General features: G+C 65.5%; 12 protein-coding genes. 6 read left to right on the forward strand and 6 right to left on the reverse strand.

All coding sequences use genetic code 11. The features are described 5' to 3' along the window. Positions 1-19 precede the first annotated feature (19 nt). Entirely contained in the window at positions 20-556 is a 537-nt protein-coding gene (locus tag RT551_RS01155) for a carboxymuconolactone decarboxylase family protein (protein WP_313455105.1), read from the reverse strand. A gap of 83 nt (positions 557-639) precedes the next feature. Between RT551_RS01155 and RT551_RS01160 the strand changes: the two genes are divergently transcribed. Beyond that, positions 640-1527 (forward strand): AraC family transcriptional regulator, encoded by an 888-nt coding sequence (locus RT551_RS01160; protein ID WP_313455106.1) that lies wholly within the window; start codon positions 640-642, stop codon positions 1525-1527. Between the two features lie 159 nt (positions 1528-1686). Here RT551_RS01160 and RT551_RS01165 read toward each other — a convergent pair whose 3' ends face one another. Both RT551_RS01165 and RT551_RS01170 read right to left on the reverse strand, forming a co-directional pair. Beyond that, on the reverse strand, positions 1687-2616 hold the full coding sequence (locus RT551_RS01165; protein WP_313455108.1) for an alpha/beta hydrolase: 930 nt from the start codon (positions 2614-2616) through the stop codon (positions 1687-1689). 24 nt (positions 2617-2640) lie between these two features. Further along, positions 2641-3390: an SDR family oxidoreductase gene (locus RT551_RS01170; protein WP_313455109.1), complete on the reverse strand. Its 750-nt coding sequence runs from the start codon at positions 3388-3390 to the stop codon at positions 2641-2643. A gap of 104 nt (positions 3391-3494) precedes the next feature. Between RT551_RS01170 and RT551_RS01175 the strand changes: the two genes are divergently transcribed. Then, positions 3495-4409, forward strand: a complete 915-nt coding sequence (locus RT551_RS01175) for a LysR family transcriptional regulator (RefSeq protein WP_313455111.1) — start codon at positions 3495-3497, stop codon at positions 4407-4409. Positions 4410-4417: 8 nt separating this feature from the next. Here RT551_RS01175 and RT551_RS01180 read toward each other — a convergent pair whose 3' ends face one another. After that, the gene (locus RT551_RS01180; RefSeq protein WP_313455112.1) at positions 4418-5317 is read right to left on the reverse strand and encodes an alpha/beta hydrolase; all 900 of its coding nucleotides are present in this window, start codon (positions 5315-5317) and stop codon (positions 4418-4420) included. A gap of 204 nt (positions 5318-5521) precedes the next feature. On the opposite strand from RT551_RS01180, the gene RT551_RS01185 reads away from it, so the two are divergent. Beyond that, positions 5522-6055, forward strand: coding sequence for a hypothetical protein (locus tag RT551_RS01185; protein ID WP_313455114.1), 534 nt, complete (start codon positions 5522-5524; stop codon positions 6053-6055). Between the two features lie 237 nt (positions 6056-6292). Here the strand turns inward: RT551_RS01185 and RT551_RS01190 are convergent, their stop codons facing one another. Both RT551_RS01190 and RT551_RS01195 read right to left on the reverse strand, forming a co-directional pair. Continuing rightward, positions 6293-6748 (reverse strand): hypothetical protein, encoded by a 456-nt coding sequence (locus tag RT551_RS01190; protein WP_313455116.1) that lies wholly within the window; start codon positions 6746-6748, stop codon positions 6293-6295. Positions 6749-6956: 208 nt separating this feature from the next. Then, complete coding sequence (locus RT551_RS01195; RefSeq protein ID WP_313455117.1) at positions 6957-7451, reverse strand: DUF2059 domain-containing protein; 495 nt, start codon at positions 7449-7451, stop codon at positions 6957-6959. A 197-nt stretch (positions 7452-7648) separates the two neighbouring features. On the opposite strand from RT551_RS01195, the gene RT551_RS01200 reads away from it, so the two are divergent. The 3 genes from RT551_RS01200 to RT551_RS01210 are packed head-to-tail and all read left to right on the forward strand — an operon-like array spanning position 7649 to position 12500. Beyond that, on the forward strand, positions 7649-8281 hold the full coding sequence (locus RT551_RS01200; RefSeq protein WP_313455119.1) for a TetR/AcrR family transcriptional regulator C-terminal domain-containing protein: 633 nt from the start codon (positions 7649-7651) through the stop codon (positions 8279-8281). A gap of 41 nt (positions 8282-8322) precedes the next feature. Continuing rightward, entirely contained in the window at positions 8323-9426 is a 1104-nt protein-coding gene (locus RT551_RS01205; protein WP_313455121.1) for an efflux RND transporter periplasmic adaptor subunit, read from the forward strand. After that, complete coding sequence (locus tag RT551_RS01210; protein WP_313455123.1) at positions 9423-12500, forward strand: efflux RND transporter permease subunit; 3078 nt, start codon at positions 9423-9425, stop codon at positions 12498-12500. The genes RT551_RS01205 and RT551_RS01210 overlap by 4 nt, the downstream gene beginning before the upstream one ends. The last annotated feature ends 41 nt before the right edge of the window (positions 12501-12541 follow it).

Below are 12541 nucleotides of genomic sequence, written 5' to 3' on the forward strand. Positions count from 1 at the left end.
GAACTCCTGGGTAGATCAATCAACGCAGCTTCACGCCGGGAAAATCGACCGGCACTGCAAACGCGACGTTGACGTAGTTGGTGAACAGGTTCAAGGCCACATGGGCGAGGATCTCGACGATCTCTTCGTCATTGAAGCCGACGCTGCGCAGCTGGGCCACGTCGCTGTCTTCAATCTGGCCACGACCTTCCACCACACGCAGGGCGAAGTGCAGGGCAGCAGCGGTCTTCGGGTCGTCGGACTGACCGCCCTGCGCCGCGCTCATTTCCTGGCTGCTGGCACCGGCCTTGCGGCCCAGTGCGGTGTGTGCGGCCAGGCAGTATTCGCAGGCGTTGCGGTTGGCGATGGCCACGGCGATCTTCTCGCCCAGCGCGGCCGGAATGACGCCGCCGCCCAGGGCTCCGAACGAACCCCACATGCTCTTCAGCGCAGCCGGGGAGTTGGCCACGGCGCGGAACATGTTGGGGGTGGCCCCGAATGCCGAGTGGATCTGGCCAAGCAGGGTCTGGGTGTCGCCGGTGGCGGCGGCGGGGGTAACAAGCGGGATACGGGACATGATCTGGATTCCTGTTGAGGACCGGTCCGAAGTGGCCGGTTGAGGGTCATACTAGGCACCTGAGTAGGACGTTTGGTGTCTATATGTCGCTGATTGATGTCAATTCGTCTGATCCCGGCGTGCCGACCATCGACCGCCTGACCCCGGTGCTGGAGCGCTTCCGGGTCCAGGCCAGCCTGTTCCACGCCGGTCCGTTATGTGGATTGAGCACCTTCGACGCGCAACCGGGCCGCGGTTTCCTGCATGTGCTGCGTCGGGGTGAGATGGAGCTTCTGCTGCGCCAGGGGGCAAAGACCGAGCGCACGCCGTTGTGCGAACCGACCCTGCTGCTGTTCCCGCGCGCGGTGCATCACGAGTTCATCAATCCACCGGTGGATGGTTCGGACTTCACCTGCGCCACGCTGGATTTCGATGGGGGCAACCGCAACCCCATCGTGCAGGCGCTGCCGGATGCGGTGGTGCTGCCGTTGAAGGAGATCGACGGTCTGGGCGGCGCGCTGGACCTGCTGTTCGCCGAAGCTGACCAGACCCGCTGCGGATCGCGGCTGCTGGCCAACCGCCTGTTCGAGGTGGTGTTGATCCAGGTGCTGCGCTGGATCATCGACCACCCCGAGCGCGCCCAGGTCACGCCCGGCATGATGCGTGGTCTTTCGGAGCCGCGGCTGGCGAAGGCGTTGATGGCGGTGCATGCCAGCCCGGAAGCCGATTGGACGCTGGAGCGCATGGCGGAACACGCTGGCATGTCGCGGAGTGCGTTTGCGGCGGCGTTCAAGAGTGCGACCGGCGCTACGCCGGCCGCGTATGCGTTGGACTGGAAGCTCAATGTGGCGACGTCGTTGCTGCGTGCAGGTCGCCCGGTGAAGCAGGTGGCACTGGAGCTGGGATTCGCCGATGCGCCCACGTTTTCGCGGGCGTTCCGTCGTCGTAATGGCAGCTCGCCACGTGAGTGGTTGAGCCAACGACACGCGTGACGTCGGGGGCATGCGTTCGTCGCGCCGATCACCGTCATCGGCCGTCGTCTGTCGACCGACGCTACCACGGGTAGGGTCGGTCGATAGACGACCGCACGTATCGCCGGTCGCTGCTATAACGCATGACCTTTGAACGGAGAAGCGCTTCCACGACCCAGCTCACCGATCCAGAAACGCCACCAACGCAGGAATGGTCTTCTCCGGGGCCTCTTCCATCAGCGAGTGACCCGACCCCTTCACGATCACGCCCTGCACATCAGTGTCCACCAGCTTCGCCTGGTCGATCAGGAACTGCCCGCCCGCCTTCTCGCCGGACAACACCAGCATCGGCATATGCAGCGGCGTCTGCGCGAAGCCCGCAAAGTCCTTCGCATCCTGCTCGAACGCCTTGAAGTACTCAAAGCCAGCGCGCATGCCACCCGGTCGCGCATACTCCTTGGCATAGAACTGGCGGTCGGCCTCCGGAATCGAATGCGTGCGGTCGGCGGCGAAGTCATTCCAGAAGTGCTCGAAGTAGGTGCGCTCGCGTCCGTCCACCAGCTTCAGCGGCGTTTCGCCGTAGAAGTGGAAATGCCACAGGTCGCGCAGCAGCCACACGTGGGTCCAGTCGCCGACGCCGGGCAGGAACGCGTCCATCAGCACGATGCTGTCCACTTCGTCCGGGTACTGCGCGGCGTAGGCATAGGCCACCATCAGGCCGATGTCATGGCCAACGATGCGCACCTTCGGGTAACCCAGCTTCTGCACCAGGGCATGGATGTCCTGTGCCAGGGTCTTCTTGTCGTAGCCGCTCTCCGGCTTGGACGATTGGCCCGCGCCGCGAAGATCCGGCGCGATCACCACATGCGTGGCGGCGAGTTCCGGCATCAACGGACGCCACATATGGCTGGTTTCCGCGTAGCCGTGCAGCAGCACCACCGGCAGCGCGTCGCCGCTGCCGGCTTGCAGATAGTGCAGGGTAACGCCGTTGACGTCGGCATTATGGTCCTGAATATGAGTGGTGCCGGCCGCGTGGGCAGTTGCCTGCAATGCCGCCAGCATCACCACCACCGCCGCGGAACGACGGAACAGTCGAACAAAAGCATTCATGACAGTCTCCTGAAGTGAGGGGTGTTACAGCTGGCTCATGCCGCCGTCGGCAATGATCTCGGTGCCGACGATGTAAGCCGATTCCGGCGAGGACAGGTGCAGTACGGTGGCGGCGATCTCTTCCGGGGTCCCAAAGCGGCCCAGCGGAATCTGGCTCTGGATCTGCGCGGCGGTGGCTTCCAGCTGCGCTGCGTCCAGCCCCAGCTTGTTGTAGATCGGTGTGGCCACCGGGCCGGGGCTGAGCACGTTGACGCGTACACCGCGCGGCAGCAGCTCCGCCGACAGCGTCTTGGCCAGCGAGATCACCGCCGCCTTGCTCGCCGCATACACCGAGGTGTTGGGCATGCCGATGCGGGCGTTGATCGAGCCGTTGATGACCACCGATGCGCCGTGGTTGAGCAGCGGCAGCAGCGCCTGCAGCTGGAAGTACGGCCCCTTGATGTTGGTATTGAAGATCTGGTCCCACAGGGCCTCGTCCACGTCCGGGAAGGCCGCGAACTTTGCCGCACCGGCGTTGAGGAACACGGCATCCAGACGGACGCCCTCAGCACTGAGGCTGGCAGCCAGCGCCTGCGCCGCTGTGGTCGAGCCGGCGTCGTTGACGACCGCCAGCGCGGTCGGACCGAGTGTGACGCGCGCCTGCTCCAGGCTGGCGGCATCGCGGCCGGTGATGACCACCCGGGCCCCTTCCGCCGCAAACGCCTGGGCGGTCGCCAGGCCGATGCCGCTGCTGCCGCCGGTGATCAGGACGGTCTTCTGGTTGAAACGGTTCATGATGTTCTCCTGCAGACACAGCCGATTGCTGTGAGGCAATAGTGGCGAGGGCTGCGGGCGTTTCCGTGCCACAATCCCGGCGCACTCGTTCGAAAGGATCGAACATGTTGTCCATCGAAGAATTGGCCCTGCTGGAGGCGATCCGGGAGACCGGCAGCCTGTCGCGGGCAGCGGCCCGGTTGGGCAAGGCACCGTCCACGGTGTCCCATGCCGCCCGGCAGCTGGAAGCGCGCTTCGACGCGCTGCTGTTCGACCGTCGCCGCTACCGCCTGCAACTCACCCCGGCCGGCCACCTGCTGGCCCAGGAAGCGTCGCGGGTGATGCTGGACGTTGACCGCCTCACCCGTCGGGTGAAGCAGGTCGCTGGCGGCTGGGAAGACCGGCTGTGGATCGTCACCGACGAGATTCTGGAATTCGAAACCCTGCTGCCGGTGATTCGTGCGTTCGATGCGCTCGACTCCGGGGTCACCCTGCGCATCACCCATGAAGTGCTGACCGGCACCTGGGATGCGCTGCGTGACGGGCGCGCCGATCTGGTGGTGGGAGCCACCAACGAACCGCCGGTGATTCCCGGCCTGCGCTGGTTCGAACTGGGGGTGATGGACTGGGTCTTTGCCGTCGCCCCGCACCATCCATTGGCCAAGGCGGCCGAACCGCTGGAACCGACGCAGCTGCTGCAGCACCGCGCGGTGGTGGTGGCCGATACCTCGCGGCGGGTCGAGGTGCGCGGCTACGGTGTACAGGGCGGGCAGCCGACGCTTGCCGTACCCAGCATGCACGCCAAGATCCATGCCCAGCGCGAGGGGTTGGGCGTGGGTTGGCTGCCGCGCCAGCGCGTAGCCGGGTTGCTGCAGCGGGGCACCCTGGTTGAAAAGACCATGGCCAATCCGCGCGAACCCAATCTGCTGTATGTGGCGTGGCGCGGCGACCATCAGGGTCGCGCGCTGGACTGGTGGCTGGCGCAGCTCAGGCAGGAACGCCTGGCTGCGCGTCTGGTACAGGGCATCGCCGTCACTTGATGCTTTCCTCAGGCGACGCCCGCCGCGTCCTGCGTGGGTAGGTGCCGTTCGATCCACTGCTTGAAGTCGGCCACCACCTCTTCACGGCCGGCGTCATTGAGCAGGTCATGGGCATGGCCTTTGTAGAGTTTCAGGGTCTTGTCCTGCGAACCGGCGTTATCGAAGAAGATCTGGCTGCCCGCCGGCACGGTCACCTTGTCGGCGTCGCCATGCACGATCAGCACCGGCAGACGCAGGCTGGAGAAGCCGCGCTCCAGCCGATCATTGCCGGCCAGCATCTGCGCCACGGTCAGCGCGGTCTGTTTTTCGTTGGCGATCAGGGGATCGGCATTGAGCGCCCTGACCACTTCGGGAAGCCGTGAGAACTCCTTGTTCGGGAGCTTGAGTACCGGCAAGGTGGGGAAGGGGCCACTGAACCAGCGCACCAGGGTCAGCACCGCCGACGGAGCCGGCACACGGAAGGCGAAACTCTCGCAGATCAGCCCGGCCAGCTCGTCCTGGTGTTCCAGAGTGTAGCCGGTGGCGATCACCCCGCCGGCACTGTGGCCGAGCAGGAACACCGGCAGGCCCGGCTCGCGCGCGCGGGCCAGACGCAGCAGGCTGTCCACGTCGGCCAGGTAATCGTCGAAATGCCGGACATGGAAGCGCGGTCCGCTGGACTTGCCGCGTCCGCGCAGGTCCACCGCGTACACCGCCAGCCCCATCGCGGTGAACTGTTCGGCGGCCCACAGGTAGTGGCCGCTGTGCGAGTTGAAGCCCGGCACGATCGCCAGCACTGCGCGGGGGATCCCGGCCGGTCGCCAGCTGCGGATGAAGAGTTCGCCTTCGCCGCCGGCGATGATCTCCTCACTGCGCGACGGACCGGGGCGGCCGGGACCGGAAGCAACGGCATGCAGTGTGCTGTTCATGGCAGATCCTCACGACGGGGAGGGACGCCCATGCCGCCGCCAACGGGTGGCAAGCGACAGGGACGGCGATCAGGGGGGAGCGGCCGGCATCCGGGGATGCCGTATAGGAGCCCAACGCACAAGCCAGGGAGCAACGGCCACGCAACTGCGGGCGTAGGATGGTGTCGTACAGGTGGACCCCGACCGGGTCCGGAGGAGCTCCCCATGCTCGACGCCCTGCCCGTGCTCGATGCCATTCTGCAGCGCCACGCTGCCGAACTGGGCAAGGACCACCTGCCGTATCGCAATCACGCTTACCGGGTGGCCAATTTCCACTGGTGCCTGTTACCCGGAAGTGACGAAGACCGGTATGTGGTTTCAGTGGCCGCTGCGTTCCACGACCTGGGTATCTGGACCGACGGCACCTTCGATTATCTGGGGCCATCGGAGGCCCAGGCGCGCGCCTATCTGCAGGCCGAGGGGTGCGGGGATCTGGTGCCCTTGGTGCTGGCGATGATTGATCATCACCATCAGGTGTCGGCGATGGAGCGGACGGCGGATCCGCGCATTGAAGCGTTCCGGAAGGCGGACTGGATTGATGTCACGCTGGGGCTGCGTCGGTTTGGTGTGCGGTCTGATGACTTCAAGCACATTCTGGCGCGCTTCCCTCGTTTGGGATTTCACCGTCGACTGGTGCGGTTTGCCTGGCATCACGGTCTTCATCATCCGACCAATCCGCTGCCCATGCTGCGGCGGTGAAGGGCACACCTCCGGTACCGATCTCGGCACTCAATACCTTGATCTTGCCTGGGTGTTGCTTCGAATCCGCATGGAACCCGCATGGAACCCGCTTTGGTAGGGTCGCACGACAGTCGACCGCCGATAACAGTCATCGCTGCTGGAAGGCATGACCCTGGAACGGAGAAACGCTCCTCCGCCACAGCTCATGCCCAAATGCACCAATCACCGCTATCGGCGGTCGACTATCGTGCGACCCTACCGGAATGCTTCCCCGTCACTAAGCCTGGCTTCGTCACCGTTGACCTTGACCGTCCTGACCTGCGCGGCCGGCGCTGCGATCTTGAACCGCGCCCGATACTCACAGATGCAAGCCGCCAGGTCACCGTCACCAGATGTTTCAAGCCGGTAATCCAGCTTCAGCGTTTCGCCGCTCAGCCTTGCCTTCGGTTCCAAGCCCCTGTCGTAACCGCAGCCGTAGTTATGCCGAACCAGATACGTGGTGACGTCACCTTCCTGCTTACGCAGTGCCTCGGGTGCATATGACTCATCCTCCCAGTCGCCCTCGCACCCGAGGTACTTGAACTCCTTGAGCAATCCATCGCCATTACTGACATCGCCCGGATTTGAGCACGCGGTGAGTCCCATCACGACAGCGAGTACAACACCTGTTCGACGCATCATGCCATTCCGTTGGTGATCCGCAGCCATCATAGGGGCATCCGGGCGCGCTTGCCCCATCCACCCGGCGACTGGCGGAACACCCCTCGGTGCCCTAACTCCGGCGGACGTCGCATCGGCCGCATGAACGCCAGCCCGGTAGGGTCGCACGACAGTCGACCGCCGATATCAACCATCGCTGCTGGAAGGCATGACCACCGAACGAAGCAACGCTCCTCCGCCACTGATCATGCTCAAGCGCTTAGACCTTCTCGAAGCACGCGCCAAATGTAGCGTGCAGTGCAGGATCCAATATCTTCTTTGCACGCGGGTTGGCGGGGGATGCCACCTTGAAGACATTGTTTATGGAGGCGGTTCCAACCTCGTGGTCCATGTACTCGAGCTCTTCGAGCGTCATCTTGTCCAGTGGTTCGTCATTGATCATGGCGTCGACATACTTTTGTCCAGCCGAGGATGCAAAGAAGGCATCCAACTTGGCGAGTTCGGCTGCAGAAAGTTCCTGCGACAAGACCTTCTGGTAATCGCTCGCCATGCTTTCGGGCCGCACGCTGGCAATGCAGGCGCGTTGACTCTGCGTGACGCCGGGATCTGTCGAGGCACTGCGGCTGGCCAGTATGAGTCCGGCCCGTGAAAGAAACTTCGCTGTTTCGCCGGAGAGCGGGGGCGTTTCTACGGAACTCGCCGATGCTACGGAACACGCGCACAAAAGACACGCCGCCTGCAGAGCTCTTTTCATTGCAATTCCTTGCGTGATTGAGTTGGACCATATCCGCACTGCAGCCGAACGGCGTGGGCAGTCGCACGACCGGATCGTACGACTGCCCCGTTCAGCTTCACAAGCTCTGAACCAGGCCAACCCCGACACACCCCCTTGCACCCCCAAACCTAACACTGTTAGATTCGCCCCTGACAACGTTAGGTAACCTCCCCTCCATGCGCCAGGCCATCGCCCGCGACAACATTGTGGACGCCGCCTTCAACCTGCTCGACGAAGCCGGCATGGAGGGGGTCACCCTGCGCAAGGTGGCCTGTTCGCTGGGTATCCGCGCGCCGTCGCTGTACTGGCACTTCAAGAGCAAGCAGGCGCTGGTGGACGCCATGGCCGACGCGATGATCGTCGACGTGGCCCGGCACATCCCTGAAGGCCAGCCGTGGCGGCAGACCCTGCTGCAGATCGCGCGCGAGTTCCGGGTGGCGTTCAAGGCCCGGCGTGATGGCGCGCGGGTGTATGCCGGCACCTTCATCGCCACCGAGAACGTGCTGCGGGTGGGCGAGGCCAGCATTGCCGCGCTCACTTCGGCCGGTGCGCCGGCCAGCTTCGCCGCGACCACCGCGATGGACCTGGTCTACTACACGATGGGCTTCGTGATTGAAGAACAGTCGTGGCCGGGCGACGGCAGCATGGAAGCACTCGGCGAGGCCTTCATGGCCCTGGCCGAACAGCGTTTTCCGCACTGCTGGCAGGCCCGTGAGGTCTGGCGCCAGGTTGATTTCGATACCCGTTTTGAACAGGGCGTGGGGCTGATGCTGGACGGCATCGAACAGCGCCTCGCCCGCACCTCCTGAATCCATCTCCCTTACCGCTGCTCCGACACGGAAGCTCATCCATGCGTTCGCCCTTATTCCGTTCCTCCCTGCTGGTGCTTTCCCTGGCCGTACTGACCGCCTGCGGCGGCAAGGACGATGCCGAGACCGACGCAGCCGCCACCTCGGCGCTGCCGGTATCGGTGGCTGCCGCACAGACCCAGGTGATGCCGCGTACGGTGCTGGTGTCCGGACCGGTCAGCGCTTTCGAGGAAATGCAGCTGGGCGTGGAAATCAGCGGCCAGCGCGTCACCGCCCTCAACGTGGATGTCGGCCAGTACGTCAAAAAGGGGCAGATCCTGCTGCAGCTGGACCATCGCACCCTGGACAGCGAACTGGCCCAGGCCGAAGCCTCGCTGCGCCAGGCGCAGGCTTCGCAGGAGCTGGCCCGCCTGAACTACCAGCGCAGCGAACAGCTGGCGGCGGAAAAGCTGATCAGTGAAAGCAGCCTGGACGAGCTGCGCGCCAATCGCCTCAATGCCGAAGCGCAGACCGCCACGGCCCGCGCTTCGCGTGACTCGGCGCAGCTGCGCCGCGACTTCGCCGACCTGCGCGCTCCGGCCGACGGCCTGATTTCCAAGCGACTGGTGCAGCCGGGTCAGGTGGTGTCGGCCGGCACCGAACTGCTGCGCCTGATCCGCGATGGTCGCCTGGAGTGGCGTGCCGAACTGCCCGAAGACCAGCTCACCGGTGTGGCGGTCGGCAACCCGGTGCAACTGCCGTACGCGGGCCAGACCATCACCGGCCGCATTCGCGCGGTCACCCCCGGTGTGGACGCGCAGACCCGCACCGGCACCGTGTACGCCGATCTGCCCGAACCGGGCACGCTGAAGCAGGGTGTCTACCTGGAAGGGCGCATCGTCACCGGCGACGGTGAAGTGCTGACCATCCCGACCGCGGCCATCGTGCAGCGCGACGGCCACAGCTATGTGTTCAGCGTCAGCGACAAGCAGCAGGCCACCCGTCACCGCGTGCGCACCGGCCAGGCCCTGCAGGGTCGCACCGCGATCCTGGAAGGCCTGAAAGCCGGCGACAAGGTGGTGGTGGACGGCGCGGGCTTCCTGGGTGAAGGCGACCGCGTGCGCGTGGTCGATGCCGGCGCTGCCAAGAAGGCGGCCGCGCAATGAATTTCTCCGCCTGGGCGATCAAGCGCCCGTTACCCGCCCTGCTGATCTTCTTCGTGCTGTGCGTGGCCGGTCTGTGGGGCTTCCACCAGCTGCCGGTGGCGCGCTTCCCGGACATCGCCTTCCCGATGACCACGGTTACCGTCACCCAGCCGGGCGCTTCGCCCAGCCAGCTGGAAGCGGAAGTCACCCGCAAGGTGGAGGACTCCGTGGCCACGGTGAACAACGTCAAGCGCGTGATCTCCTCGGTCAGCGAAGGCGTCAGCACCACCACCATTGAGTTCCAGCTCGAAGCCGACCTGGCCACCGCGCTGGACGACACCCGCGACGCGGTCACCCGCATCCGCACGGATCTGCCGCAGGACATCCAGGAACCGGTGATCTCCAAGGTGGATATCGGCGGCTCGCTGATGACCTACGCCCTGGTCGCCCCGCACATGACGCCGGATGAGGCCAGCTGGTTTGTCGACCGCGACATCTCCCGTGCCATGTATGGCGTGCCGGGCGTGGCCCGCGTCACCCGCGTGGGCGGCGTGCAGCGCCAGGTGCGGGTGGACTTGGATCCGAACGCACTGATTGCGATGGGCATCACCGCCGGTGACGTCTCGCAGCAGCTGGCGCGCATCCAGGTGGAGCGTGCGGGCGGCAAGGCCGAAATCGAAGGTGCGCAGCAGACCATCCGCACGTTGGGCACGGTGGGCGACGCGCAGGCACTGCGCGACTATTCCATCGCGCTGCCGGATGGCCGCTCGGTGCGGCTGTCCACCCTGGCCAAGGTGACCGACGCCGCCGCCGATCCGACCGAGGCGGCGCTGCTCGACGGCAAGGCCGTGGTGGCCTTCTCGATGTCGCGCACGCGTGGATCCAGCGAAGTGAAGGTGGAAGCCGGCGTGCATGAAGCGCTGGACAAGATCAAAGCCGAGCACCCTGGCATCGACTTCAAGCTGGTCACCACCGCCATCGACGAAACGCATCGCTCCTACGATTCGTCGATGACCATGCTGTACGAGGGCGCGTTGCTGGCGCTGCTGGTGGTGTGGCTGTTCCTGCGCGACTGGCGCGCCACCTGGGTGTCGGCGCTGGCGCTGCCGCTGTCGATCATCCCCACGTTCGCGGTGATGTACTTCTTCGGCTTCACCCTGAACATGATCACCCTGCTGGCGTTGTCGGTGGTGGTCGGCATCCTGGTCGACGATGCAATCGTGGAGATCGAGAACATCGTGCGCCATCTGCGCATGGGCAAGCCTCCGCTCGAAGCGGCGCGGGAGGCCGCCGGTGAGATCGGCAACGCGGTGATCGCCACCTCGCTCACGCTGGCGGCGGTGTTCATCCCGGTGGCGTTCATGCCCGGCATTGCCGGCAAGTTCTTCCGCGAGTTCGGCTGGACCGCCGCCACGGCAGTGCTGTTCTCGCTGCTGGTCGCGCGTCTGCTCACGCCGATGATGGCGGCCTACCTGCTCAAGCCGCACGGCGAGGAAAAGCCCGAATCGAAGCTGATGACCTGGTACCTGGGCTGGGTCGACGCGGCGTTGCGCCACCGTGGCCGCACCCTGTGGCTGGCCACCGGCCTGTTCGTGGCCTCGCTGGCGCTGGTGCCGCTGATTCCGGCCACCTTCATCCCGCAGTCCGACCTGGGCCGTAGCAACCTCAGCCTGGAGCTGCCGCCGGGTACGCGCCTGCAGGAAACCGTGGCGGTGGCCGAACAGGCGCGCGCGCTGCTGAAGGACATCCCCGAGCTGAAGCAGGTGTACACCGCCGTTGGCAGCGTGCTCGACCTGGGTGATCCCAGTGCCACCGGCGTCGGCGAGCCGCGCAAGGCGACGCTGGTGCTGGACTGGGGCGTCGCCGATGACCGCGACCGCGATCAGCGTGTGCTCGAGCGTGTAGCGCGCAAGCGCTTGGCCGACCTGCCCGGCGTACGGGTGAGCTATGTCAGCTCCGAGCCGGGCAACCTGCTGCAGCTGGTGCTGTCCGGTGACGACCCGCAGCGCCTGCAGGACGCGTCCACCGCGCTGGAACGCGACCTACGCGGCATCCAGGGGCTGGGCAGCGTGACCTCCACGGCTTCGCTGCTGCGTCCGGAAATCCAGATCGTGCCGAACCCGGCGCGTGCCGCGGATCTGGGCGTGGCTACCGCCGATATTGCCGAGGCGGCGCGCATTGCCACCGCCGGTGACTACGAACAGCGCCTCGCCAAGCTCAACCTGCCCGACCGTCAGGTGCCGATTCGCGTCGGCTTCGCCGAAGCGGACCTGGCCAACCCGTCGCTGGTGCATCAGCTGCGCGTGCCCGGTCGTGACGGCCCGGTGCCGCTGGCGGCGGTGGCCGACATCCAGCCCGGCAGCGGCCCGTCGCAGATCTCGCGTTACCAGCGCCAGCGCAACGTCACGCTGACCGCCGAACTCAACGGTCGCCCGCTGGGCGAAGTGATGACCGAGGTGCAGGCCCTGCCGACGGTGAAGAAGCTGCCGCCGGGCGTGACCTTCCTCAACACCGGTGACGCCGAAGTGTTCGTGGAGTTGTTCATCGGCTTCCTGCTGGCGATGGCGGCCGGCTTGATCTGCATCTACATGGTGTTGTTGCTGTTGTTCAACCATGCGCTGATGCCGGTCACCATTCTGGCGGCCGTGCCGCTGTGCGCTGGTGGCGCATTCGGTGCGCTGCTGATCACCCAGAACATGCTCTCGCTACCGGCGCTGATCGGCCTGTTGATGCTGATCGGCATCGCCACCAAGAACTCCATCCTGCTGGTGGACTATGCGGTGATGGCCGAAGACGAGCAGGGCATGAGCCAGCACGACGCGCTGATCGATGCCTGCCGCAAGCGCGCACAGCCGATCATCATGACCACGCTGGCGATGGGTGCCGGCATGATGCCGATCGCGCTGGGCTTCGCCGGCGATTCCAGCTTCCGTGCACCGATGGCGATTGCCGTGATCGGCGGCCTGATCACCTCCACGCTGCTCAGCCTGATCGTGATCCCGGCCGCCTTCACCGTGGTCGATGACGTCGGCGAGTGGCTGTCGCGGAAGTTCCGCCACCGCTCCTCGCATCATTCGCACGCTGCTGGTGAATGATGGGTCCGCCTCGTCATGATGACGAGGCGGGCAGGGGTAGA

Origin of the sequence: Stenotrophomonas sp., from assembly GCF_032103445.1 — a bacterium.
In the GTDB taxonomy this organism is placed as follows: domain Bacteria; phylum Pseudomonadota; class Gammaproteobacteria; order Xanthomonadales; family Xanthomonadaceae; genus Stenotrophomonas.

What these genes read in the sequence shown, in the direction of transcription:
- RT551_RS01180 (WP_313455112.1), bottom strand. Translation starts at nt 5,317, where the DNA reads ATGAACAGCACACTGCATGCCGTTGCTTCCGGTCCCGGCCGCCCCGGT.
- RT551_RS01205 (WP_313455121.1), top strand. Translation starts at nt 8,323, where the DNA reads ATGCGTTCGCCCTTATTCCGTTCCTCCCTGCTGGTGCTTTCCCTGGCC.
- RT551_RS01170 (WP_313455109.1), bottom strand. Translation starts at nt 3,390, where the DNA reads ATGAACCGTTTCAACCAGAAGACCGTCCTGATCACCGGCGGCAGCAGC.
- RT551_RS01175 (WP_313455111.1), top strand. Translation starts at nt 3,495, where the DNA reads ATGTTGTCCATCGAAGAATTGGCCCTGCTGGAGGCGATCCGGGAGACC.
- RT551_RS01160 (WP_313455106.1), top strand. Translation starts at nt 640, where the DNA reads ATGTCGCTGATTGATGTCAATTCGTCTGATCCCGGCGTGCCGACCATC.
- RT551_RS01195 (WP_313455117.1), bottom strand. Translation starts at nt 7,451, where the DNA reads ATGAAAAGAGCTCTGCAGGCGGCGTGTCTTTTGTGCGCGTGTTCCGTA.
- RT551_RS01155 (WP_313455105.1), bottom strand. Translation starts at nt 556, where the DNA reads ATGTCCCGTATCCCGCTTGTTACCCCCGCCGCCGCCACCGGCGACACC.
- RT551_RS01185 (WP_313455114.1), top strand. Translation starts at nt 5,522, where the DNA reads ATGCTCGACGCCCTGCCCGTGCTCGATGCCATTCTGCAGCGCCACGCT.
- RT551_RS01190 (WP_313455116.1), bottom strand. Translation starts at nt 6,748, where the DNA reads ATGATGGCTGCGGATCACCAACGGAATGGCATGATGCGTCGAACAGGT.
- RT551_RS01210 (WP_313455123.1), top strand. Translation starts at nt 9,423, where the DNA reads ATGAATTTCTCCGCCTGGGCGATCAAGCGCCCGTTACCCGCCCTGCTG.
- RT551_RS01200 (WP_313455119.1), top strand. Translation starts at nt 7,649, where the DNA reads ATGCGCCAGGCCATCGCCCGCGACAACATTGTGGACGCCGCCTTCAAC.
- RT551_RS01165 (WP_313455108.1), bottom strand. Translation starts at nt 2,616, where the DNA reads ATGAATGCTTTTGTTCGACTGTTCCGTCGTTCCGCGGCGGTGGTGGTG.